A 21,505-nucleotide genomic window follows, 5' to 3' on the forward strand; every position below is an offset into this window, starting at 1 on the left:
CCGATGGACCGACATGTTGCGGGGATCATTCTGGCGGGAGGCCAGTCGCGCCGGATGGGCGGCGGCGACAAGCCGTTGCTCTCGCTGGGTAATGGCAGGCTGATCGATCATGTCGCCCGCCGATTGAAGTCGCAGGTCGCGACCCTGGGGCTCAACGCGAATGGCGATCCGGCGCGGTTTGCCGCCCTGGACCTGCCGGTGCTGGAGGATACGGTGCCGGGCCATGCCGGGCCGCTGGCTGGCATTCTCACCGGCCTCGAATGGGCGACGACGCAAACGAGCTGCCGGTGGCTGATGAGCGCCGCCGGCGACACGCCGTTCTTCCCCGACGACCTTGTCGAGCGCCTGGTCTCGGCAGTTCACGACCGGCTTGGCGCGATCGCCGTCGCCAGTTCGGGCGGCAGATGGCACCCGACCTTCGCGCTTTGGCCGCTCGGCCTGCGCGACGCTTTGCGTCATTACATGGTCGACGAGGACAACCGGCGGGTTTCGGCCTTCATGGAGCGCCAAGGCTATGTCGAGGTCGAATTCCCCATGATCGAGGCCGGCAACCTGAAGATCGATCCGTTCTTCAACGTCAATACGCCGGACGACCTTGCGGCGGCGGAGCGTCTGTTGCAAAGCCTCGGGCCATGAGACGCGTATTCGGCATCACCGGCTGGAAGAACTCCGGCAAGACGACCCTGACGGAAAAGCTGGTCACCGAACTGGTGGCGCGCGGCTGGACGGTTTCGACGGTGAAGCACGCCCACCATGATTTTGACATCGACAAGCCGGGCGCCGACAGCTTCCGCCATCGGCAGGCGGGCGCCACCGAGGTCGCGATCGTCTCCGGCCGGCGCTGGGCGCTGATGCACGAATTGCGCGGAGAGAACGAACCGACGCTGGACGACATCCTGGCGCGCCTGGCGCCCTCGGATATCGTGCTGGTCGAAGGCTATAAGCGCCAAGCGCATAAGAAGATCGAGGCAAGGCGGCTCGAGGCCAAGGACCGGACGCCGCTTTCGGCCAACGATCCCAACATTGTCGCCATTGCCGCCGACTTTACAGTCGAAGGCGAAACGTTGCCGGTTTTCGATCTCAATGACACGAAATCGATAGCCGACTTTGTCGAGCGCAGCACAGGTCTCGTGGCTCAAACCAAGTAACGCAGCGGCACATCCTGATTGTCGTTTGGCGTTGATTTGCAGTTGCTTTTTTCTTGGAAAGAGTGGGAGTATCCGCCTCAGCGGGCGGTAAAGAAGCTCCGCCCACAAGAGCCGCACGGGACAGCGGCCATGACAATATGAGAGGATTATCATGCGTATTGCACTGCGTATCGCGCTTGCCGCTTCGGCCGCGCTGCTGACACTTGGCGTCGCCCAGGCTCAGGAAAAGACCCTGAGGATCGGCACCGAAGGCGCGTATCCGCCCTTCAACAACCTGACCTCGGACGGCCAGTTGGTCGGCTTCGACATCGATATCGCCAAGGCGCTCTGCGACGAGATGAAGGTGAAGTGCACCTTCGTCGCGCAGGATTGGGACGGCATCATCCCGGCGCTCCAGGCCGGCAAGTTCGACGCCATCGTCGCCTCGATGTCGATCACGCCCGAGCGCGCCGAGAAGGTCGACTTCACCCACAAATACTACAACACCCCGTCGGCCATCGCCGTGCCGAAGGATTCGCCGCTCAAGGGCGTGACCAAGGAAGACCTCGCCGGCAAGAACATCGGCGTCGCCACCACGACCACGCATTACAACTATGCTTCGAAGACCTACACCGACAGCACCATCAAGGGCTATCCGAGCAGCCCCGAGGAACAGGCCGACCTCGCCAATGGCCGTCTCGACGCCATCGAGGACGACATCGTCGTGTTGCAGCAGTGGCTGGATTCGCCGGACGGCGCCTGCTGCAAGATCCTCGGTCAGCCTTCGCCGCAGCCGGTCGATATCTTCGGACCGGGCGCCGGCATCGCCGTGCGCAAGGGCGAGACCGATCTGGTCAACAAGCTGAATGCCGCGATCGACGCCATCCGCAAGAACGGAAAGTACAAGGAAATCAACGACAAGTACTTCAAGTTCGACGTTTACGGCGCCGAATCCTGATCGACAAGCCAAGGGCGGTGAGGCATCCCTTGCCGCCCTTAAATCCTTCCGGGATCGCCACGGAGACACGACCCGTCAATGCCGGCCCAAAGCATTTGGACACTTCTCAGCTGGGGACCGGATGGCTGGAGTGACGACATTGCGTCTGGCGTTCTGGTCACCATTGCGCTGGCGCTTGCCACACTGCCGATTGGCCTGGTGATCGGCTTTTTCGTCGCCTTCGCCAAGCAGCATGAAGAGCCGTCGCTGCGCCTGGCCGGCAATATCTACACCACCGTCTTTCGCGGTCTGCCCGAACTGGTGACGCTGTTCCTGTTCTTCTTTGGCATGCCGCTTCTCCTGCAACATGTCGTGCGGCTGTTCAATCCCGACGCGACGATCGACGTCAACAGCTTCATCGCCGGCATGATCGTGCTGTCGCTGATCTTCTCCTCCTACGCCAGCGAGGTCTTTCTCTCCGCGTTTCGTGCCATTCCGAAAGGCCAGTATGAGGGTGGTTACGCCATTGGCCTGTCGAAATGGCAGACGATGCGGCTCATCGTCCTGCCGCAGCTGATACGCATCGCTTTTCCGGGCCTGGAGAATTGCTGGCTGAGCCTGCTCAAGGACACCTCGCTGGTCTCGGTGGTCAATCTGGCCGAAACCTTGCGCCAATCCGGCGTCGCGGCGCGCGTCACCAAGCATTCCTTCCTGTTCTACAGCGTTGCGGCGCTGATCTTCCTGGCGCTGGCCGTCCTGTCGTCGATCGCCACGAGCTACATCCTGCGCCACCTCGGACGGAGGGAGGCGCGATGAGCGTCAGCCAGGCTATCGCCATCGACAAGCCGCCGCCGCAAGCGCGCGGCTGGCCGCGAGCCCGCATCCTTGGCTCCGCGCTGGTCGGCATCTGGATTCTGTTCGGCGTCGGCATCGTTGCCTATCTGGTCTACGCATGGAACGCCGCGTTCTTCGCCAGGTACGCGCCAGCCTATCTTCAAGGCTTGGGCACCACGCTGTCGCTGGTCGCCATCTCGATGGTCCTTGGCGCAATCCTGTCGCTTCCCGTCGCCTACGGCCGCATGTCGAAGAACAGGATCCTGTCCGGGCTTGCCTATTGCTATGTCTACTTCTTCCGCGGCACGCCGCTGCTCGTGCAGACCTACCTGGTCTATTACGGCGTCGGCTCGTTCCGGCCGGAGCTTGAGACGGTCGGGCTGTGGTGGTTCTTCCGCGAAGCTTTCTATTGCGGTGTCTTTGCCTTCTCGCTCAACACCGCCGCCTACCAGGCCGAAATCCTGCGTGGCGCCATCGAAAGCGTGCCGCGCGGCCAATGGGAAGGTGCAGCCTCGCTCGGCCTGCACAAATTGCAGACGCTGCGCAAAGTCGTCCTGCCCCAGGCGATCATCGTCGCGCTGAGACCCTACGGCAACGAACTCATCCTGATGATCAAGGCTTCGGCAATCGTCGCCATCATCACGGTCTACGACCTGATGGGCAACGCCAAGCTTGCCTACGCAAAATCCTTCGACATCCAAGCCTATATCTGGGTGGCGATCGTCTATCTGGTGATGGTCGAGATCCTGCGCCACGGCGTCGAATGGATCGAGCGCCGCATCACTGTCCACCTGCACCGCTAGGCCGAAATCGCGTGGGCCTGGGCCAGTCGATGCGGCTCCCCGCGCCTTGACGAATCCGCTGCAGGGCATAGAGCTTCCGCAACTGAAATTCGTTTGCGAAAGGTAGCTCATGGCATCGGTGGCATTTCTCGGTCTTGGCGTCATGGGCTATCCGATGGCCGGGCACCTCAGGAACAAGGGCGGCCATGACGTCACCGTCTACAACCGCACCAAGGCAAAGGCCGAGCAGTGGGTGGCCCAGCATGGCGGCAAACTGGCGCTGACGCCGGCCGAAGCGGCCGAAGGCAAGGACTTCGTCTTCTCCTGCGTCGGCAATGACGATGATCTGCGTTCGGTCACCACAGGTGCGAACGGCGCCTTCGCCGCGATGAAGAAAGGCGCCATCTTCATCGACAACACCACTGCCTCGGCCGAGGTCGCGCGTGAGCTTGACGAAGCCGCGCGCAAGGCGGGCTTCTTCTTCCTCGACGCGCCGGTGTCCGGCGGCCAGGCCGGCGCCGAGAACGGCGTGCTGACCGTCATGGTCGGCGGCGATGAGGCCGCCTTCGACAAGGCGAGGCCCGTCATCGACGCCTACGCTCGCATGGTCGGCCTGATGGGATCGGCGGGTGCCGGCCAGCTGACGAAAATGATCAACCAGATCGCCATTGCCGGCCTCGTTCAGGGGCTGGCCGAAGGCATCCATTTCGGTAAGAAGGCGGGGCTCGACATCGAGAAGGTGATCGAGGTGATCTCCAAAGGCGCGGCCGGCTCCTGGCAGATGGAAAACCGCCACAAGACGATGAATGCCGGCAAATATGATTTCGGCTTCGCCGTCGACTGGATGCGCAAGGATCTCGGCATCTGCCTGGCGGAGGCCAACCGCAACGGCGCCAAGCTGCCGGTGACGGCGCTTGTCGACCAGTTCTACAAGGATGTGCAGGACATGGGCGGCAGGCGCTGGGACACGTCCTCGCTGCTCGCGCGCCTCGAAAAATAGGCGACGCAATGCCCCTGCCCGATCCGAGCTGGAGCGCCGACGACATCGTCGCTCATTTGCGCGCGATCGGCACCGAGGCGAACCGGGCAGGCATGGCGCGCTTCGGCATCAACACCACGAGCGCGCTCGGCGTCGGCAATTCCGAATTGCGGCCGCTGGCGCGCAAACTGAAGAAGAACCACGAGCGATCGCTTCTGCTGTGGGACAGCGGTGTCCGCGAAGCGCGGCTGATGGCGGCCTTCACCGGCGAGCCGAACAAGGTCGGCATCGATCAATGCCGGCGCTGGGCGGCGGATTTCGACAGCTGGGAGATCGTCGACACCGTCGCGGACCTGTTCGCCGAAACGCCGTTCTGGCGCGAACTGATCGACGAGTTTGCCGAAGACGAACGCGAATTCGTCCGCCGCACCGCCTTCGCCATGCTGGCCTGGAGCGCGGTGCATCTCAAGAAAGAGCCGGACGCGACCTTCCTTGCCTATCTGCCGCTGATCGAGAGACATGCCGGCGACCCGCGCAATTTCGTCCGCAAGGCGGTCAATTGGGCGTTGCGGCAGATCGGCAAGCGGTCGATGAGCCTGCACGCCCCTGCCCTTGCGCTCGCAGAAAAACTGGCGGCATCGTCCGACAAGACGGCACGCTGGATCGGCAAGGATGCGGTGAAGGAACTGACCGATGCCAGACAGCTCGAAAGGCTCGCAGCCGCAAAAGCCTGACCTTGCCGGGATTCGCTTCGTCGAGGTGACGCCGGAGACGCGGGCCGGCTTCGAGAACCTGTTCGAGCAGCCGGGCGCGCCGAAATATTGCTGGTGCATGGCCTGGCGCCATTCCAGCCGCGAACACAGTGAGAACGATGAGAAGAAGCGCATGATGATGGCGCTCATCGATGCCGGCACCCCGGTCGGCATCGTCGCCGAGTTGGACGGCGGACCAGTCGGCTGGTGCTCGGTCGCGCCGCGCGAGACCTACCGGAAACTTTCGAAGCAGCAGGACGACACCGAAACCGGCATATGGTCGATCGTCTGCTTCTATGTGCCGAGGGCTTTGCGCGGCGGCGGGCTGGCTTCCGCCCTGCTCGATGCGGCGATCGACCATGCCTTCCGCAAAGGCGCACGCATCATCGAGGCCTATCCCGTCGACGAGGCGGCGCCCAGCTATCGCTTCATGGGTTTTCGCGACATGTTCGTCGCGCGGGGCTTCCATGAAATCGGCACCGCCGGCACGCGCCGGCATGTGATGCGGTTGAGCCGTTGAGCCTGGACCGCTCACGACGCTTTTACTCGATTCCGCAAATCGACTGGCGGAGGATGGAGCGGCCATGAACAAGCGTTTCAGATCGTGCGCGATGTTGGCGGCCGTGCTGCTGTTCGCTGCCTCGGGAGCCGATGCCGCGGCCGATGTCGCGCATATCCTGTGGAAGGATCTGCGCCCAGCCATGCAAGCCGTTGCCGAGGACGCGAACCTGCCGATGATCGCGGCAAAACTGCCAGACCACGGTGAGACCTTGTCGCTCAATCTGCAGGACAAGACGATACAATTAGCCGGCTATGCATTGCCAGTCGATCGCGATGGCGACCTTGTCTACCAGTTCCTGCTGGTGCCGTGGACGGGCGCCTGCAGCCACATGCCGACGCCGCCGCCGAACCAGATCGTGCTGGTGACGCCGGCGCATCCCTACAAGATGAAAGAGACCTACGAGCCGGTCGCCGTCACCGGTGTGCTGAAGCCCGGCATGGAGAAGAGCCAGCTCTTCATCCTCGACGGCGTCTCGATCGTCCAGTCGGGCTACACGGTGCGCAGGGCCGAGGTGGCAAGCGTCGACAGCGTGCCGGACACGGTCACGCTGCCGGTCAACTCGCCGTGGAATTTCCTCAACAAAAGGAAGAACTAAGCTCGCCGCCCCACTCGAGTGCGGGAATCGGCGAGCACCCTTTGATCACGCCGCGTTCGCGCCCGATTCCTTGTCCAGCACCATGTAGTCGAGCGGGATCTCGGTCGTGTATTTGATCTGCTCCATGGCGAAGGACGAGGAGACGTCGCGGATCTCGATCTTGGCAATCAACCGCTTATAGAAAGCGTCATAGGCGGCGATATCCGGAACCACCACGCGCAGCAGGTAATCGACATCGCCGCTCATGCGGTAGAACTCGACCACTTCCGGGAATTCCTGGATGACCTCGGAGAAGCGCCGCAGCCATTCATGGCTGTGCGAATTGGTGCGGATCGACACGAAGACGGTGACGCGCACATTGACCTTCACATGGTCGAGAATGGCAACGCGCCGCTGGATGACGCCCTCCTCCTCGAGTTTCTGGATGCGCCGCCAGCACGGCGTGGTCGACAGGCCGACTTTCTTGGCGACATCGGCGACCGCGAGCGTCGCGTCCTCCTGCAGGAGGCGGAGAATTTTTCTGTCGAGACGATCCATGGGAAGCTCCAGGGGAATAGTTTGGCTATAATCCCTTTTATCCAAGCCTTTCACAAGAAAGAAATTCTGCCGATGGCGGCAAAAGCGAGTGATTTCTTGCAAGATGCCTAATCGATGCGATAGCGGATTTCCGACCTCAGGAAGGGCAGCAAATCCATTTCAAACCAGGGATTCTTCTTCAGCCAGCCGATGTTTCGCCAGGATGGATGCGGCAGCGGCAGCACTTTCGGGACGGCCGGTCCATCCCATATGGCACGCCAGTTCCTGACTGTCTCGGTCAGCGACGGCAGGCGTGTCGTGCCCATATGCCAGGCCTGCGCATAGCCGCCGATGGTCAGAACCAGGTCGATCTGCGGCATCAGCGCCATCAATTGAGCGCGCCAGACTGGCGCGCATTCGCGGCGCGGCGGCAAGTCGCCACCCTTGGCGTCCTGTCCGGGAAAGCAAAAGCCCATCGGAACGATGGCGAATTTTTCGGTGTCGTAGAACTCATCGCTGCTCACACCGAGCCAGCTTCTCAGCCGGTCTCCGGAGGCGTCGGTGAACGGCACGCCCGACAAATGCACTTTTGTGCCCGGCGCCTGGCCGGCAAGCAGGACCCGCGCGGTGGAGGACGGCTGCAGCACCGGCCGCGGCTCATGCGGTAAAGGCCGCCCAAGCGGCTCCTCGACGCAGATGCGGCAGGTCCGCACCCTGGCGGTGAGGCGCTCCAGCGCTTCTCTCCTATCAGGCTGACTATCCAATTGTTGTCGCTCAGGCGCCTGCACTCGGCCGGCTTGTAAGCGCTGCATACCAGCGCAGCACATTCGTACACTCCTCCGGCACCCTGATGCGTGCCGGCTTCATGAAATCGATGGCGATCATCCCGGTGATGTCGGCGACCGAGTAGCTATCGCCGGCGGCGAATTCGCGCTCCGCCAGTTCGTGGTCGAGGAGGTGCAGGAATTCGATCGCTTTCGGTTTGTTGGCCTCGCCCCATTCCGGGATTTGCGGCACTTCCCACTCCTTCATCGCAGGATGGATGTGCCGGAACGCGGCGGCGACACTGGCCATCAGGTTCAGTTCCATGCGCCTTTGCCACATCTCCACCATGGCCTTGCCGAGCGCGCCCGTGCCGAACAGCGCGGGCTTGGGATGCAACTCCTCGAAATAGCGGCAAATGGCGATCGATTCGGTGATGATGGTGCCATCGTCGAGCTCGAGCACAGGCAGGCGCCGCAGCGGATTGCGCTGCGCCACCTGCTCGCCGCGATGCTCCATCGCGCCCATGTCGACGGGCACCAGCGGCACCGTCAGTCCCTTCTCGGCAAGGAAGACGCGCACGCGCCGGGGGTTGGGCGCGCGGCCGCCATCGAACAACTTCATTCCATCCTCCAGCTTCTCCATCGGATCATAGGCGGCTCCGCCCATCACCAGAAGCGAACAAATTCGCGCAGCACGTCGCCGAACGAGGCCAGCATGCCGTGCGTTCTCTCGACCGGCGCATTGTGATGGCTGTCACGCCATTGCTGCGGCTCCTCGAAGGTGCCTGCCCAGATGCCGGCCTTGGCCGCTCTCGCCACCACTTCCTCGGTCTCGAAGTCGCCGAAGGCAACCGCCCATCCGGCCTGCACCTGGGCCCGGTTCAGGTCGGCGTCTCCTGCCCTGCAATCGCCGAGCAGGCGGCCGTAGCGGTCGCGCTGCCAGCCGCTGCAGGAAACAGGCCTGCCGGCGATAAGGCGTACCAGCGCCTGCCGCGCCAGCTTGCCGCAGGGATAGTCGGCGCCGGCCTTCTGGCAGGTCTGCTGATATTCCGGAGCGTCGATGCCGCGCATGCGAATGCGCTCGGTCCCGAGCGTGATCGAATCGCCGTCATTGACGATCGCCGTGCCTTGCTCCTTGCGTGTTTCGAAGCGGTCGAGGCGCGCCGCCACCAGGATAAGCAATCCGAGCAACAGGAAGGCCAGCCCATAGTCCAACAGCTTGCGCCAGAGGCTTCGCGGCGAACTTGCCGCGTAGCGTCGGCGCGGTCCTCGCGGCCCGAAACGGCTCATATGGCAAACAGTCTCTTAATCATTCGAACGTAGCTTAACGAACTGACAGTCGCTGCGCGCAGAAATTGAAGTCTGTATGCCTTTGCAACGCTCGAACACAGCGGATAAATTTATTGTGGACCGCCGTAAACCGCACCGCAACAGCGATGTGGCGCGCGCGGTGCGCAAGACGCGCGACCGCCTCTCGCAGCAGGCTGGCAGCCTCGACTTCGATCGTGAACTGCTGAAACTGCATGCGCGCGCCATGGTGGTCGGCGCGGTCGCGATCCCGCTGCTCGTGCTCGCCGTGGCGGCCGTTGGTCGGCTGGCGGGAATGGACAGCCAAGTCACCATCTGGGCCTTGTCGATGCTGCTTTGCTACGCGATCGTCGCTTTCATGGCGCGTCGCGTGGAGCGAACCGACGCAGCCGAACTCGACCCGGCGCAGACGCACCGCGACTTCTTGATCGGCCACTTCCTGTGCGGCCTTGGCTGGGCGTGGTTCGCCTGGATCGGCTGCGACACCTGCCAGATCGACCAGTTCCATGTCGCCAAGGCCATGGTGCTGCTGGTCGCCATGGCGACGACCGCCGTGATGGCCTCCTCGCTTGGCGGTGCGCTGTTGGCCACCTTTACAATTCCCGTTGCCGTTTACGTCTACACCATCCTGCGCCTGTGGACGCCGATCGAAGCCACGATGGCGGCGTTGCTTATCGCCGCGCTTCCCTTCTTCGGCTACGTCGCGCGTCATCTCAACCGGGCTTCGTTGATGCTGCTCTCCTTCCGCTCGGAGAAGGACGCGCTGATCGCCGAGGTGGAGACGGCCAAATCGATGTCGGACGAGGCAAGGCGGCGCGCCGAGGACGCCAATCTGGCGAAATCGCGTTTTCTCGCTTCCATGAGCCACGAACTCAGGACGCCGCTCAACGCCATCCTTGGCTTCTCCGAAGTGATGGCCAATGAAGTGCTGGGGCCGATGAACAATCCGACCTACCGCGACTATGCCCATGACGTGCACGAGTCCGGACAGCACCTGCTCGACCTGATCAACGAGATCCTCGATTTGTCGCGCATCGAGGCCGGCCGCTACCAGCTCAACGAGGAGCCGGTCGTGCTGGTGACCATAGTCGAGGATTGCTGCCACATGATGGAGCTGCGTGCCCGCAACAAGGACATCCGCGTCATCCAGGAATTCGAGGAGACCTTGCCGCGGCTCTTCGCCGATGAGCGCGCAGTCAGGCAGATCACGCTCAACCTCCTGTCCAATTCGATCAAGTTCACTCCGTCCGGCGGCGAAGTGCGCGTACGCGTCGGCTGGACCGCCGGCGGCGGTCAGTACATCTCGGTCAAGGACAACGGACCGGGCATACCAGAGGAGGAAATCCCGGTGGTGCTTTCCGCTTTCGGCCAGGGCTCCATCGCCATCAAGAGCGCCGAACAGGGAACCGGCCTCGGCCTGCCGATCGTGCAGGGCCTGCTCGCCATGCATGGCGGCGAGTTCGAGCTGCATTCCAAGCTGCGTGAGGGCACCGAGGCGATCGCCATTTTCCCGTTGAGCCGGGTGATGGAAGAATTGCCGGCTTTGCCGACCAAGACCGTTGCGGCGCGGGGGCGCCGCTGAGGCAATCCCTGTCGGCTCTAAAGCCGGATAGCCATCGCCATGCCGGAACTGGTCAACGCCGCGGCCTTGACGATTCCGGCGGCGAGAGCGGCCCCTACCCCTTCGCCATGGCTGATGCTGAAATCGAGCAGTGGCCGCAGTCCGAGCCGTTCGGCCGCCTTGGCGTGGCCGGGCTCCGGCGATAGGCTGGCAAGCAGGCAGTGATCGAGCGCGCCAGGATTGGCCGCGTAAAGGGCAGCGGCCGCCGCGGTCGCCGCGAACCCGTCGAACAGAACAGGAATCTTCTCCATGCGCGCCGCCACAATGGCGCCGCAGATCGCCGCGAACTCGCGTCCGCCGACCCTGCGCAAGGCCTCGAGCGGATCGTCCAGGCCGGAACCGTGGAATGCCAGCGCCCGATCGACGACCTCGGCCTTGCACGCGGTCATCGCAGCGTCGGCGCCCGACCCTGGCCCGACCCAATCGGCCCCGTTGCCGCCGAACAGCGCGGCGCAAAGCGCGGCGGCGATCGTCGAATTGCCGACTCCGAGATCGCCAAGGCACAGAAGATCGGCGCCGCCCGCCACCGCCTCCATGCCGAAGGCCATGGTCGCGGCGCAGCCGCGTTCGTCGAGCGCGGCTTCCTCGGTGAAGTCGCCCGTAGGAATGTCCAAGGCGAGGTCGAAGACTTTCAGGCCGAGATCGTTGGCGACGCAGACCTGGTTGATCGCGGCGCCGCCTGCGGCGCAGAGTTCGACCTCGTTGGCGGTCGCCGCCACCGGACGCGGCGAAATGCCGTGCCTGACGGCGCCGTGATTGCCGGCGAAGATCGCCATCAGCGGCCGGTTGATCGCCGGTGGCGCGCGTCCGCTCCAGGCGGCAATCCAGGTCGCGATGTCCTCGATGCGGCCGAGCGATTCCTTCGGTTTGTCCGCTTTGGCGAACAGCGCGCGGACACGGGCCGCCGCCGCGTCATCGGCAGGCGGCAACGCCGCCAGGAGGCTTCGGAAATCGTCGAAAGGCGTTGCGGTCATTTATGTCGGTCGCGGTCCGTTGCGGAAATCGCAAGCGGCATAGCCGCCTTCTCCAGCCGGCACAACCGCCTGACGATGCCGCGAACGCGTTGCCCTGTGGCGCATTGCGAAGGGCTTGCATTGCTCCGGCGGTTGCACCATGTGGAATAAAGGCAAGAGAACAGCATGTCCGCCATCGAATCCCCCTGCATCCTGGTCTGTTCGATCGATATGAAAACCGGCTTCTGCTTCGGTTGCGGCCGCACGCGCGACGAGATTTCCGGCTGGCTGACGATGACCCCCGAAACGCGCCGGGCGGTGATGTCCGAATTGCCAGCGCGGCTCGAAACAGTCGAGCGGCGGCCGCGTCGTGAAACCCGGCGCAGCCGCATGGCGCGCGAGCGCGGCGTCTTGTGAGAAGAAACCGATGAACCGGCTGTTCTGGATCGTCATAGCGGTGATCGGCGTCGGGCTGGTGATGCTGATGCTCAACAATTCAGCCGGCCACACCTTCGGCATGGCCAACAACGATTTCGGCCGGCTGATCTGGGTCGGCGTGCTGGTCATGGTGATCGGCGCGAGCCTGCTCCGCTCCGGCCGGCCGATGGGCGACATGGCGCGCAATCTCGGCGTCTGGGCCGCGTTCGTGCTCGTGCTGATCGCCGGCTACCAGTATCGCTACGAACTGCAGGACGTCGCGAGCCGCGTGACCGCCGGCCTCGTCCCGGGCAGCCCGCTGGCGCTCGGCGTGGAGAATGGCCGCCCGACCGTCACGCTCGACAAGGCCGACAACGGCCATTTCGAGGCCCGCATCCTGGTCAACGGCACGCCGGTGCGCGCCGTGGTCGACACGGGTGCGACGAGCACGGTGCTGACGTCCGAAGATGCGCAAGCCGCGGGGTTCAACCCGGCGGCGCTCAGCTACAGCGTGGACGTCTCCACCGCCAACGGCATGGCGCGCGCGGCGACGGTCAAGACCGACGAGGTGGCGATCGGCGGCATCGTGCGCAAGGACATATCGGTGATGGTCGCTGCGCCCGGCATGTTGGACCAAAGCCTGCTCGGCATGAACTTCATCGGTTCATTGTCGGGCTTCGACGTGCGCGGCGACCGCATGATCCTGCGGGACTAATGCATGTCGCCCAGAAGTGCGTAGCGGTTCTGGGACCACGACATGCATAGGAAAATGACTTAAAACGCAACGCGTTTTAACCGAAGGTCAGGCTGCCTCGGCTTCCGCCGCCGCGAAATCGATTGCGGAAAACGCGGTCTTCAACACCTCCGCCCCGGCGCCAGGCCTGTTCGCATCCGTCGACAGGATTTGCCGGAAGCGGCGCGCCCCAGGCAAGCCGTGGAACAGTCCGACCATGTGTCGCGTAATGTGGCCGAGCCGCCCGCCCCGCTCGATATGGCGCGCCGCGTAGCCGGCCATGGCGTCGATCAGCGCCGCGTGGTCGAAGGTGGTTGCCGCCTCGCCGTAGAAGGCGGCATCGACGCCGGCAAGGATGCCGGGCGTGTGATAGGCCGCGCGGCCGAGCATCGCGCCGTCGACATGCCCGAGATGAGCCGACGCCTCGGCGAGCGATTGAATGCCGCCATTGATGCCGATGAATTCGTTCGGCTTTCTGGCCTTCAGCCGGTAGACGCGCGGATAGTCGAGCGGTGGAATTTCCCGGTTCTCCTTGGGGCTCAGCCCCTCCAGCCAGGCCTTGCGGGCATGCACCCAGAGCGCGTCGGCGCCCGCGGCGAGAACGCTGTCGGCAAGCATATCGAGAGCAGGCTCCGGGTCCTGATCGTCGACGCCGATGCGGCATTTGACCGTGACGGGGACTTTCACCGCGGCCTTCATCGCCGCGACGCATTCGGCGACCAGAACCGGCGTCTTCATCAGGCAGGCGCCGAACGTGCCCGACTGGACGCGGTCGGACGGGCAGCCGACATTGAGGTTGACCTCGTCATAGCCGAAGGCCTCGCCGATCCGCGCCGCCTCGGCGAGTTTTGCCGGATCCGATCCGCCAAGCTGCAGGGCAACCGGATGCTCAGCGTCATCGAAGCCGAGCAGCCGCTCGCGAGCGCCATGGATGACGGCATCGGCCACAACCATCTCGGTGTAGAGCAGAGCCCGGCACGTCAACTGGCGGTGGAAGAACCGGCAATGCCGATCCGTCCAGTCCATCATTGGAGCTATGGCAAGCCGCACCTTTTTGTAATCGCTGCTCTTTTCCATCACGTCCGGCGGATTCTCTGATCCTCGATCAACGAGGCATCGCGCTCACATAAGCGATTTCGCGACGATTTCCTACCGGGTGCCCCAGAACTGCGCGGAACGGACAAAGGGGAAGACATCTCGGCCGTGTCGGGACCGATGCAAAACGACAAACTCCCCGCGCCGAGTAGGCGCGGCGTTCTCTATTTGCCAAATACCGGCTTAGCCTACCGCCTCAGGGCGTAGACATTGTCCATCGACGCGCCACCCAGCGGCAGCGCCATGTCGTCGTCTAGCAGCCGGGTGATGCGGGCAAAGCCGACAAAGGCTTTGCGCGCTTCCTCGGCCGACATCTTGCCCGACACAGCCGCCGCGCAGCAATTCAGGGCGCATTGATAAACCGGGCCGCGTCTGCCCGTTGGCCACTTCCGCAGGAACACCATCGCCTCGGAGACGCTATCGACTTCCTCCACAGGGTATCCCTGCCCACGCGCAATTCGCACTGGGGTAAAGAAATGCAAGCGATCCATAGTTTTCCTCCCGGTCGGCCGCAGAGCAGCCGAACTTCTTTAAACGCACGTCTTATGGATCGGTTCCAAACAAATTTGGTTGCTGTCGGAAAAAATTCGGAACCGGCTAGCCTGCGCGAACCGCTTGGCGACTCAGCTCGGTTCAAGTCCGAAGCCGTCGGATAACGGCGATTCTCATTGAATATCTTTAAGGCGAAAGCCGGCAAATGGGTTGCTTGCCGGTTCCCCAGCGTCAGGCTTAACCTCTACAGCCAAACGCGTGACGGCGCGTTTTGCAACAAGGGGAACACTTGCAATGACCATTCAAGGCGCATCGCCTGACCTCTACAACGAGGATCTGGCTCCGGCAACGGTCAGGAACTGGGGACCGTTTTCGATCTTCAACGTCTGGACCTCGGACGTCCACAGCCTCTGGGGCTACTACCTGGCGGCCAGCCTGTTTCTGTTCTGCGGCGGCTTCGTCAACTTCATCATCGCCATCGGCATCGGCTCGCTGATCATCTACGCGCTGATGAACATGGTCGGCTATGCCGGCGTGAAGACCGGCGTGCCCTACCCCGTGCTTGCCCGCGCCTCCTTCGGCATCTGGGGCGCCAACGTCCCGGCTCTGGTGCGCGCGATCGTCGCCTGCTTCTGGTACGGCGCCCAGACAGCCGCGGCTTCGGGCGCCATTGTGGCGCTGCTGACGCGCCTGCAATGGTTCGACGAGTTCAACAAGAGCTCGCACTTTCTGGGACATTCGACCCTGGAGGTGATCTGCTTCGTCATCATCTGGGCGCTGCAGTTGCTGATCATCCAGAAGGGCATGGAAACCGTCCGCCGCTTCCAGGACTGGGCCGGCCCGGCCGTGTGGATCATGATGCTGATCCTGGCTATCTATCTTTGCGTCAAGTCGGGCACTTTCGCCTTCACCAGCGACATCCCGACGGATGTGCTGCTGGACAAGACCAAGGACGCCGGCGTTCCGGGCGAGCCCGGTTCCTGGACCGCGCTGTTCGCGGTGGCGGCGATCTGGGTGACCTATTTCTCGGCGCTCTACCTCAACTTCTGCGATTTCGCCCGCTATGCGCCGGACAAGGCGGCGCTGCGCAAGGGCAACATCTGGGGCCTGCCGGTCAATCTCATCCTGTTCTCGCTGGTGGCCGGCGTCACGACGATCGCCGCTTATGACGTCTACCATGAGGTGCTGCTCCATCCCGACCAGATCTCGGCCAAGTTCGACAGCTGGTTCCTGGCCGCCCTCGCCGCGTTGACCTTCGCGGTGGCGACGCTGGGCATCAACGTCGTGGCGAATTTCGTCTCGCCGGCGTTCGACTTCTCCAACGTCTTCCCGCGCCAGATCGACTTCAAGAAGGGCGGCTACATCGCGGCGCTGATCGCCCTGGTGCTCTATCCCTTCGCGCCATGGGAAGGCAGCGCCGCTTCCTTCGTCAACATCATCGGCGCGACGATGGGACCGATCTTCGGCGTGATGATGGTCGACTACTACCTGATCCGCAAAAGCGAGGTCGACGTCGAGGCGCTCTATCGCGAGGACGGCGAGTTCCGTTTCCAGAGCGGCTGGCATGTCAACGCCTTCATCGCCGCCGGCATCGGCGCCATCTTCTCCTCGATCCTGCCCAACTTCACCAACTGGCTGCCGTCCTGGTGGGGCGTCTATGGCTGGTTCTTCGGCGTGGCGATCGCGGGCGCCGTCTATTACGTGCTGCGCACCATGGCGCTCGGAGCAGGTGCGAAGGTGGCGAAGGCTTGAAAATGAGGCAATAGGCAGTAGGGCCTAGGCAACAGAGAACACTCTGCCTACTGCCTACTGCCTACTGCCTACCGCCTACCATCTCCGCCAAGCGCCGCACCGTGTTCCAGTTGCGCGACGTGCCGATGCCCATGCGCTTGTGGCTTGCTGCCGCGAGCAGGCGCGAGCTCGGTCTTTCGCGGGAAAAGACCACCCAGATATCGCCGTCGACCAAAAGCACCTTCTCGTCCTCGGCAGCGTAGGCCTGGAGCGCTGCGGCGGCCTCGACGGGCGCCGGCCTGCGCATGACGCGCACCGCCACCTGGTCGGCGGCGTCCGCGGAATCGTCCGGGAATGGATTGCCGGCCGCGAGCTTCAACCAATCCTCCGCGCCGCGCACGATAATATTGACATGGCGGCCGAAAGTCTCTTCGAAGGCCTTTTCCAGCCGATGCTCGAGATCGGAAATTCTGGCCGTCCGCGCCTCGAAGACCAGATTGCCCGTCGCCACCAGCGTTCGGACGTTCTTCAGGCCGATCCTTTCGGCCATCGCCTTGAGGTCCGACATGACGACCCGCCGTCCCTCGCCGAGGATGATGCTGTAAAGCAGCGCGACGTAAGTCTGCATGGCACGGTTCGCCAGCCGATCGCTCAGACCAGCCGCGACTGATCCACCGCGGCCGAGATGAAGCTCGCGAACAGCGGATGCGGGTCGAGCGGGCGGCTCTTCAGCTCGGGGTGATACTGCACGCCGATGAACCAGGGATGGTCAGGATATTCGACCGTCTCCGGCAGCACGCCGTCGGGCGACATGCCCGCAAACACCAAGCCGCAATCCTCGAGCCGCTGCTTGTAGTCGATGTTGACTTCGTAGCGGTGCCGGTGGCGCTCGGAAATCTGCGTGTCGCCGTAGATATCCGCTATTTTCGAGCCCTTGGCGAGTTCGGCCTGATAAGCGCCAAGCCGCATCGTGCCGCCGAGATCGCCTGTGACCCTGCGCTTCTCAAGCATATTGCCCTTCAGCCACTCGGTCATGAGGCCGACGACGGGCTCGTCGGTCGGGCCGAACTCGGTCGACGATGCATGGTCGACACCCGCCAGCGAGCGGGCCGCCTCGATGCAAGCCATCTGCATGCCGAAGCAGATGCCGAAGTAAGGCACCTTGCGTTCGCGCGCGAACTTTGCCGCCAGGATCTTGCCTTCCGAACCGCGCTCGCCGAAGCCGCCGGGAACAAGGATGCCATGCACCTTCTCCAGCCACGGCGCCGGATCTTCCTTCTCGAAGATCTCGCTTTCGATCCAGTCGAGCTTGACCTTGACGCGATTGGCGAGGCCGCCATGCGACAGCGCCTCGATCAGCGATTTGTAGGCGTCCTTGAGGCCGGTATATTTGCCGACGATGGCGATCGTCACCTCGCCTTCCGGATTGTGGATGTGGTTGGAAAGCTTTTGCCACGGCTCCATGCGCGGCTTCGGCGCCGGGTCGATGCCGAACGCCGCCAGCACTTCCGAATCGAGGCCTTCCTGGTGATAGGCCAGAGGCACGTCGTAGATATGCGGCACGTCCAGCGCCTGGATGACGGCGCTTTCGCGCACGTTGCAGAACAGCGAAAGTTTCCGGCGCTCTTCCTTCGGGATCGGCCGGTCGGCGCGCACCAGAAGGATGTCCGGCGCGATACCGATGCCGCGCAGTTCCTTGACCGAATGCTGCGTCGGCTTGGTCTTCAATTCGCCGGCGGTCGGGATGTAGGGCATCAGCGTCAGATGCACGTAGACCGCATTGTTGCGCGGCAGGTCGTTGCCGAGCTGGCGAATCGCTTCCAGGAACGGCATCGCCTCGATATCGCCGACCGTGCCGCCGATCTCGCACAGCACGAAGTCGTAGTCGTCATTGCCGTCCAGCACGAAATGCTTGATCTCGTCGGTGACGTGCGGGATCACCTGCACGGTGGCACCGAGATAATCGCCGCGCCGCTCGCGCTCGATGATGTTCTTGTAGATGCGGCCGGTGGTGATGTTGTCCTGCTGGTTCGCCGAGCGCCCGGTGAAGCGCTCGTAATGGCCGAGATCGAGGTCGGTCTCGGCGCCGTCGTCGGTCACGAACACTTCGCCGTGCTGGTACGGCGACATCGTCCCGGGGTCGACATTGAGGTAGGGATCGAGCTTTTTGATCCGCGCGCGATAGCCTCGCGCCTGCAGAAGAGCCCCAAGAGCTGCTGCGGCGATGCCTTTTCCGAGTGAGGAAACCACGCCGCCTGTGATGAATACATATCGCGCCATGGGAGTCATCGCTTAACGCGGCCTGATTGATTCCGCCAGAGAAAAAACCGCCGCGAAGGCTTTTTCCCTAATGGCGCGGGTGCTCGCAAAGAGCCTTTCCCGAAGCATGTCGCCCAAAAGCATGGAACGGTTTGGGGGAACGACATGCTTCAAGGCAAAGATTCAAAACAAAAGGGCCGGCGTCGCCGGCCCTTTGGGCAGTTTGATGGAAATCGTTAGATGATAACGACCTTGGTGCCGATCCTGACGCGGCTGTAGAGGTCCATGACGTGCTCGTTGATCATGCGGAAGCAGCCGTTCGAGGCGCTGGTTCCGATCGACTGGGGAGCAATCGTGCCATGGATGCGCAGATGCGTGTCCTTCTTGCCGTCATAGAGGTAGATGGCGCGCGCGCCGAGCGGATTCTGGCCGCCGCCGTTCATGCCGTCCTTGTACTGGCCGTAATGCTTCGGCTCGCGCTTCTGCATGTCGAGCGTTGGGATCCAGCGCGGCCATTCCTGCTTGTCGCCGACAGCCACGGTGCCCTTGAACTGCAGGCCTTCGCGACCGACCGCGATGGCATAGCGCCGCGCCGTCGAAAAGCTCTCGACGAGGTAAAGGCGACGAGCAGTGGTATCGATGACGATGGTGCCCGGCTCATAACCCGAGAACGCAACGTCCTGCGGCACGAATTCCGGCTTCACCTTGAAAGGTCGCTTGGCGTCCTTCTTGGCCAGCGCCGAATCGAGCGCGCGGGTCTCGGGCAGGTAGCTGATCGAAGTCGATTGTACGCCGCCGCCGAAGAGGCCGTCGAACAGACCGCCGCTGCTCGCCTGTTTCTGGCCGGGCTGCTCACTGCGCAGTTCACCGTTGTTGCCGGTGGCGGCGATGTTCATGGCCTCAGCCGGGATAGGCTCCTCGGCCTTGGCCGGGATGATCGGCGCGACCGGCTCCAGCAGCGAGATGATCTTGGTGGTCTTCTTGGCCGGCTTGGCGTCGGCGACTTCAGCCGGCGCGGCCGTACCCTTCTTGGCAAGCCATTCCTGGCGCGCCGCGTCAGCCTTGGCCTTGGCGGCCTCGCGCATTGCCATCTTGCGAGCCTCGAGCGCCTTATCCTTTGCCGCCTGCTTGTCGGCGGCGATCTTGGCCTCGAGCTTGCCGATCTGCGCGAGATCGTCAGAGGTCGGATTTTTCTTCTTCTTGAGAAGCTTCAACTGCGATGCGTCGCTCTTGGCGGCGACAGGAATTGCGTCGGTCTTCTCTACCGACGGTGAAGAGACCATGTTTGCCGGTCCGGCGATGGCCGCGGAACCCATGCCGAGGACGGCACAGACTCCCAAAATGATGAAGCTGCGAAGCTGCATGGCGAAGATCCGATCGTTCAAATGCAAGTTGCCCACGGCGTCGCCCGGCGCCCCCCAAGGACGCCGAAAAGTGCCGCGCGCAATCTATAATCGATTAGCCGTCATCGCCTCAAGCTGAGGCAGGCGCTACGCCCGATTGAATCTTCGTGATCGGGCGCGCATTTGCCGCGACTGTGTTCAAAGAACAACAGATCGCGGCCGAGCCTGTCCGGCTACTGGTTCGGAACCTGAGGGGTGACCGGCAAGGTGACGCCGTTGGCCGCCGGCGCGGTGGTCGGATTCGCGGGCGCCGGAGCAGGCGTTGCGGCCGGGGCCGGCGCGGTGGTGCCATTGGCAAGCGGCGTGGTGGTCGTCGCACCGCCGGCCGGGGCCGCGGGTTGCGAGCTGCCCACCGGTCCATTCGATCCCGGCAGCTGGTTGAGCACGCCGTTGCCCGAGGTCGACGTTGCCGGACGGTCGAGGATGTCGATCGGCTTTTCGCCGTAGCGGGCAATGATCGACAGCGCCAGCGACGTCACGAAGAAGGCCGCCGCCAGGATGGCGGTGGCGCGGGTCAGCGCGTTGGCAGCGCCCCGCGCGGTCATGAAACCGGAACCGCCGCCGATGCCCAGGCCGCCGCCTTCGGAGCGCTGCAGCAGCACCACGCCGACAAGGGCAAGCACGACCATGAGGTGGACGACGATCAGTACGGTTTCCATAATTTATCCTGGCGAGGCCTTGCGCGCGACCGCGCATACGACCGATGATTTGGAGGCGGCTCCTTACAATGCTTTGGCGGCATTTCCAAGCCCGTGGCCGGGAATATGGGAAGCAATGCGGCCATTACAACGATTTATGCTGCATGAGCCTAAGCCATGTTCATGTATGCTTCCGCGATAGCCAGGAAGTCGGCCGCCTTCAGGCTGGCGCCGCCGACCAGCGCGCCATCGACATTCTCGACGCCAAGCAGTTCCACCGCGTTGGAAGGCTTGACCGAGCCGCCATAAAGAATGCGCATCCTGGCCGCGGCATCGCCGAGCAGCGCCGTCAGCTTGCCCCGGATATGCGCGTGCGCGTCGGCGACGTCGGCGGCGGTCGGCGTCAGGCCGGTGCCGATGGCCCAGACCGGCTCGTAGGCGATGATGGTGTTGGCGGCGGTGGCGCTCGCCGGTACGGAACCGTCAAGCTGGCGCGACAGGACATCGAGCGTGGCGCCCGCCTCCCGCTCGGCGCGCGTCTCGCCGATGCAGATGATGGCCACCAGTCCTGCCCGCCAGGCCGCCGATGCCTTGGCATGGACCATTGCATCGTCGTCGCCGAACAGTTCGCGGCGCTCGGAATGGCCGACGATGACGTGGCTCGCGCCGGCATCCTTGAGCATCTCGGCCGAAATCTCGCCCGTAAAGGCGCCGCTCTCCTTGGGATGGCAATCCTCTCCACCGGCCCGCACCGGCGTGCGCGACAGGATCTCGGCGGCGCGCTGGAGCAACGTCGCCGGCACGCACACCAGCGCTTCGGTCTCCGCGTCGAGCCCGCTCATGAACCCGTTGCCGATCGACCGCAGCTCGTTGAGCGAGGCGCTGGTGCCGTTCATTTTCCAGTTGCCGGCGACAAGCGGGCGGATTCCAGGGGTCATGGGGCGCGTTCTCCGAGCGACATTAAGCAGCGCCCTCACTACCAAAATCAGGTCACAAAGCAATCGACA

Annotated in this window: 25 protein-coding genes; 13 read left to right on the forward strand and 12 right to left on the reverse strand. The window is 63.5% G+C overall.

Annotation, left to right across the window (positions count from 1 at the left end):
- Window positions 1-3: 3 nt before the first annotated feature.
- The 9 genes from mobA (at window position 4) to FJ417_RS05600 (ending at window position 6,568) form a co-directional block, all read left to right on the forward strand.
- Complete coding sequence (mobA, locus tag FJ417_RS05560) at window positions 4-636, forward strand: molybdenum cofactor guanylyltransferase MobA (protein WP_140782777.1); 633 nt, start codon at window positions 4-6, stop codon at window positions 634-636.
- Window positions 633-1,148 carry a molybdopterin-guanine dinucleotide biosynthesis protein B gene (mobB, locus tag FJ417_RS05565; RefSeq protein WP_140782778.1) on the forward strand — a complete coding sequence of 172 codons (516 nt, stop codon included), beginning with the start codon at window positions 633-635 and terminating at the stop codon, window positions 1,146-1,148. The genes mobA and mobB overlap by 4 nt, the downstream gene beginning before the upstream one ends.
- A gap of 151 nt (window positions 1,149-1,299) precedes the next feature.
- Complete coding sequence (locus FJ417_RS05570; RefSeq protein ID WP_140657866.1) at window positions 1,300-2,085, forward strand: ABC transporter substrate-binding protein; 786 nt, start codon at window positions 1,300-1,302, stop codon at window positions 2,083-2,085.
- A gap of 78 nt (window positions 2,086-2,163) precedes the next feature.
- On the forward strand, window positions 2,164-2,880 hold the full coding sequence (locus tag FJ417_RS05575; RefSeq protein ID WP_140642603.1) for an ABC transporter permease: 717 nt from the start codon (window positions 2,164-2,166) through the stop codon (window positions 2,878-2,880).
- Window positions 2,877-3,701, forward strand: a complete 825-nt coding sequence (locus FJ417_RS05580; RefSeq protein ID WP_140782779.1) for an ABC transporter permease — start codon at window positions 2,877-2,879, stop codon at window positions 3,699-3,701. Before FJ417_RS05575 ends, FJ417_RS05580 begins: the two co-directional genes overlap by 4 nt.
- A 109-nt stretch (window positions 3,702-3,810) precedes the next feature.
- Window positions 3,811-4,680, forward strand: a complete 870-nt coding sequence (locus FJ417_RS05585; protein ID WP_140782780.1) for an NAD(P)-dependent oxidoreductase — start codon at window positions 3,811-3,813, stop codon at window positions 4,678-4,680.
- A gap of 8 nt (window positions 4,681-4,688) precedes the next feature.
- On the forward strand, window positions 4,689-5,393 hold the full coding sequence (locus FJ417_RS05590) for a DNA alkylation repair protein (RefSeq protein WP_140782781.1): 705 nt from the start codon (window positions 4,689-4,691) through the stop codon (window positions 5,391-5,393).
- A complete protein-coding gene (locus tag FJ417_RS05595) occupies window positions 5,353-5,931 on the forward strand; it encodes a GNAT family N-acetyltransferase (protein ID WP_140782782.1) in 579 nt (192 codons plus the stop codon). Before FJ417_RS05590 ends, FJ417_RS05595 begins: the two co-directional genes overlap by 41 nt.
- A gap of 64 nt (window positions 5,932-5,995) precedes the next feature.
- Window positions 5,996-6,568, forward strand: a complete 573-nt coding sequence (locus tag FJ417_RS05600; protein WP_140782783.1) for a DUF3299 domain-containing protein — start codon at window positions 5,996-5,998, stop codon at window positions 6,566-6,568.
- A gap of 45 nt (window positions 6,569-6,613) precedes the next feature.
- On the opposite strand, the gene FJ417_RS05605 is transcribed toward FJ417_RS05600, so the two are convergent.
- The 4 genes from FJ417_RS05605 to FJ417_RS05620 all read right to left on the reverse strand — a co-directional run bounded on the left by FJ417_RS05605 (window position 6,614) and on the right by FJ417_RS05620 (window position 9,138).
- Window positions 6,614-7,105, reverse strand: coding sequence for an Lrp/AsnC family transcriptional regulator (locus FJ417_RS05605; protein ID WP_140642616.1), 492 nt, complete (start codon window positions 7,103-7,105; stop codon window positions 6,614-6,616).
- A 107-nt stretch (window positions 7,106-7,212) separates the two neighbouring features.
- On the reverse strand, window positions 7,213-7,848 hold the full coding sequence (locus tag FJ417_RS05610) for a uracil-DNA glycosylase family protein (RefSeq protein ID WP_246687399.1): 636 nt from the start codon (window positions 7,846-7,848) through the stop codon (window positions 7,213-7,215).
- A gap of 10 nt (window positions 7,849-7,858) precedes the next feature.
- Complete coding sequence (locus tag FJ417_RS05615) at window positions 7,859-8,470, reverse strand: glutathione S-transferase (RefSeq protein WP_140782784.1); 612 nt, start codon at window positions 8,468-8,470, stop codon at window positions 7,859-7,861.
- Window positions 8,471-8,514: 44 nt separating this feature from the next.
- Entirely contained in the window at window positions 8,515-9,138 is a 624-nt protein-coding gene (locus FJ417_RS05620) for a thermonuclease family protein (RefSeq protein ID WP_140782785.1), read from the reverse strand.
- Between the two features lie 76 nt (window positions 9,139-9,214).
- Here FJ417_RS05620 and FJ417_RS05625 point away from each other — a divergent pair, with 76 nt between their 5' ends.
- Window positions 9,215-10,738 (forward strand): HAMP domain-containing sensor histidine kinase, encoded by a 1,524-nt coding sequence (locus FJ417_RS05625; protein WP_140782786.1) that lies wholly within the window; start codon window positions 9,215-9,217, stop codon window positions 10,736-10,738.
- 17 nt (window positions 10,739-10,755) lie between these two features.
- On the opposite strand, the gene FJ417_RS05630 is transcribed toward FJ417_RS05625, so the two are convergent.
- Window positions 10,756-11,751 (reverse strand): nicotinate-nucleotide--dimethylbenzimidazole phosphoribosyltransferase, encoded by a 996-nt coding sequence (locus tag FJ417_RS05630; RefSeq protein WP_140782787.1) that lies wholly within the window; start codon window positions 11,749-11,751, stop codon window positions 10,756-10,758.
- 165 nt (window positions 11,752-11,916) lie between these two features.
- On the opposite strand from FJ417_RS05630, the gene FJ417_RS05635 reads away from it, so the two are divergent.
- Window positions 11,917-12,147, forward strand: a complete 231-nt coding sequence (locus FJ417_RS05635) for a DUF1289 domain-containing protein (protein WP_140642628.1) — start codon at window positions 11,917-11,919, stop codon at window positions 12,145-12,147.
- Window positions 12,148-12,157: 10 nt separating this feature from the next.
- Window positions 12,158-12,862 carry a TIGR02281 family clan AA aspartic protease gene (locus FJ417_RS05640; protein WP_140782788.1) on the forward strand — a complete coding sequence of 235 codons (705 nt, stop codon included), beginning with the start codon at window positions 12,158-12,160 and terminating at the stop codon, window positions 12,860-12,862.
- 87 nt (window positions 12,863-12,949) lie between these two features.
- On the opposite strand, the gene dusA is transcribed toward FJ417_RS05640, so the two are convergent.
- Both dusA and FJ417_RS05650 read right to left on the reverse strand, forming a co-directional pair.
- A complete protein-coding gene (dusA, locus tag FJ417_RS05645) occupies window positions 12,950-13,957 on the reverse strand; it encodes a tRNA dihydrouridine(20/20a) synthase DusA (protein ID WP_140782789.1) in 1,008 nt (335 codons plus the stop codon).
- Between the two features lie 206 nt (window positions 13,958-14,163).
- Window positions 14,164-14,466, reverse strand: a complete 303-nt coding sequence (locus FJ417_RS05650) for a DUF982 domain-containing protein (RefSeq protein ID WP_073986813.1) — start codon at window positions 14,464-14,466, stop codon at window positions 14,164-14,166.
- Between the two features lie 295 nt (window positions 14,467-14,761).
- On the opposite strand from FJ417_RS05650, the gene FJ417_RS05655 reads away from it, so the two are divergent.
- Window positions 14,762-16,219 (forward strand): NCS1 family nucleobase:cation symporter-1, encoded by a 1,458-nt coding sequence (locus FJ417_RS05655; protein WP_140782790.1) that lies wholly within the window; start codon window positions 14,762-14,764, stop codon window positions 16,217-16,219.
- A gap of 61 nt (window positions 16,220-16,280) precedes the next feature.
- Here the strand turns inward: FJ417_RS05655 and FJ417_RS05660 are convergent, their stop codons facing one another.
- From FJ417_RS05660 to tpiA, 5 genes are all read right to left on the reverse strand, one after another.
- Complete coding sequence (locus tag FJ417_RS05660) at window positions 16,281-16,826, reverse strand: DUF1697 domain-containing protein (RefSeq protein WP_140782791.1); 546 nt, start codon at window positions 16,824-16,826, stop codon at window positions 16,281-16,283.
- A gap of 23 nt (window positions 16,827-16,849) precedes the next feature.
- Window positions 16,850-18,487: a CTP synthase gene (locus tag FJ417_RS05665; RefSeq protein ID WP_140642644.1), complete on the reverse strand. Its 1,638-nt coding sequence runs from the start codon at window positions 18,485-18,487 to the stop codon at window positions 16,850-16,852.
- Window positions 18,488-18,693: 206 nt separating this feature from the next.
- Entirely contained in the window at window positions 18,694-19,821 is a 1,128-nt protein-coding gene (locus tag FJ417_RS05670; RefSeq protein WP_140782792.1) for a L,D-transpeptidase, read from the reverse strand.
- Window positions 19,822-20,033: 212 nt separating this feature from the next.
- Window positions 20,034-20,519 (reverse strand): preprotein translocase subunit SecG, encoded by a 486-nt coding sequence (secG, locus tag FJ417_RS05675; protein WP_140782793.1) that lies wholly within the window; start codon window positions 20,517-20,519, stop codon window positions 20,034-20,036.
- A gap of 149 nt (window positions 20,520-20,668) precedes the next feature.
- On the reverse strand, window positions 20,669-21,436 hold the full coding sequence (gene tpiA, locus FJ417_RS05680; protein ID WP_140709754.1) for a triose-phosphate isomerase: 768 nt from the start codon (window positions 21,434-21,436) through the stop codon (window positions 20,669-20,671).
- Between the last annotated feature and the right edge of the window lie 69 nt (window positions 21,437-21,505).

The organism is Mesorhizobium sp. B3-1-7 (assembly GCF_006439385.1).
Taxonomy (GTDB): Bacteria; Pseudomonadota; Alphaproteobacteria; order Rhizobiales; family Rhizobiaceae; genus Mesorhizobium.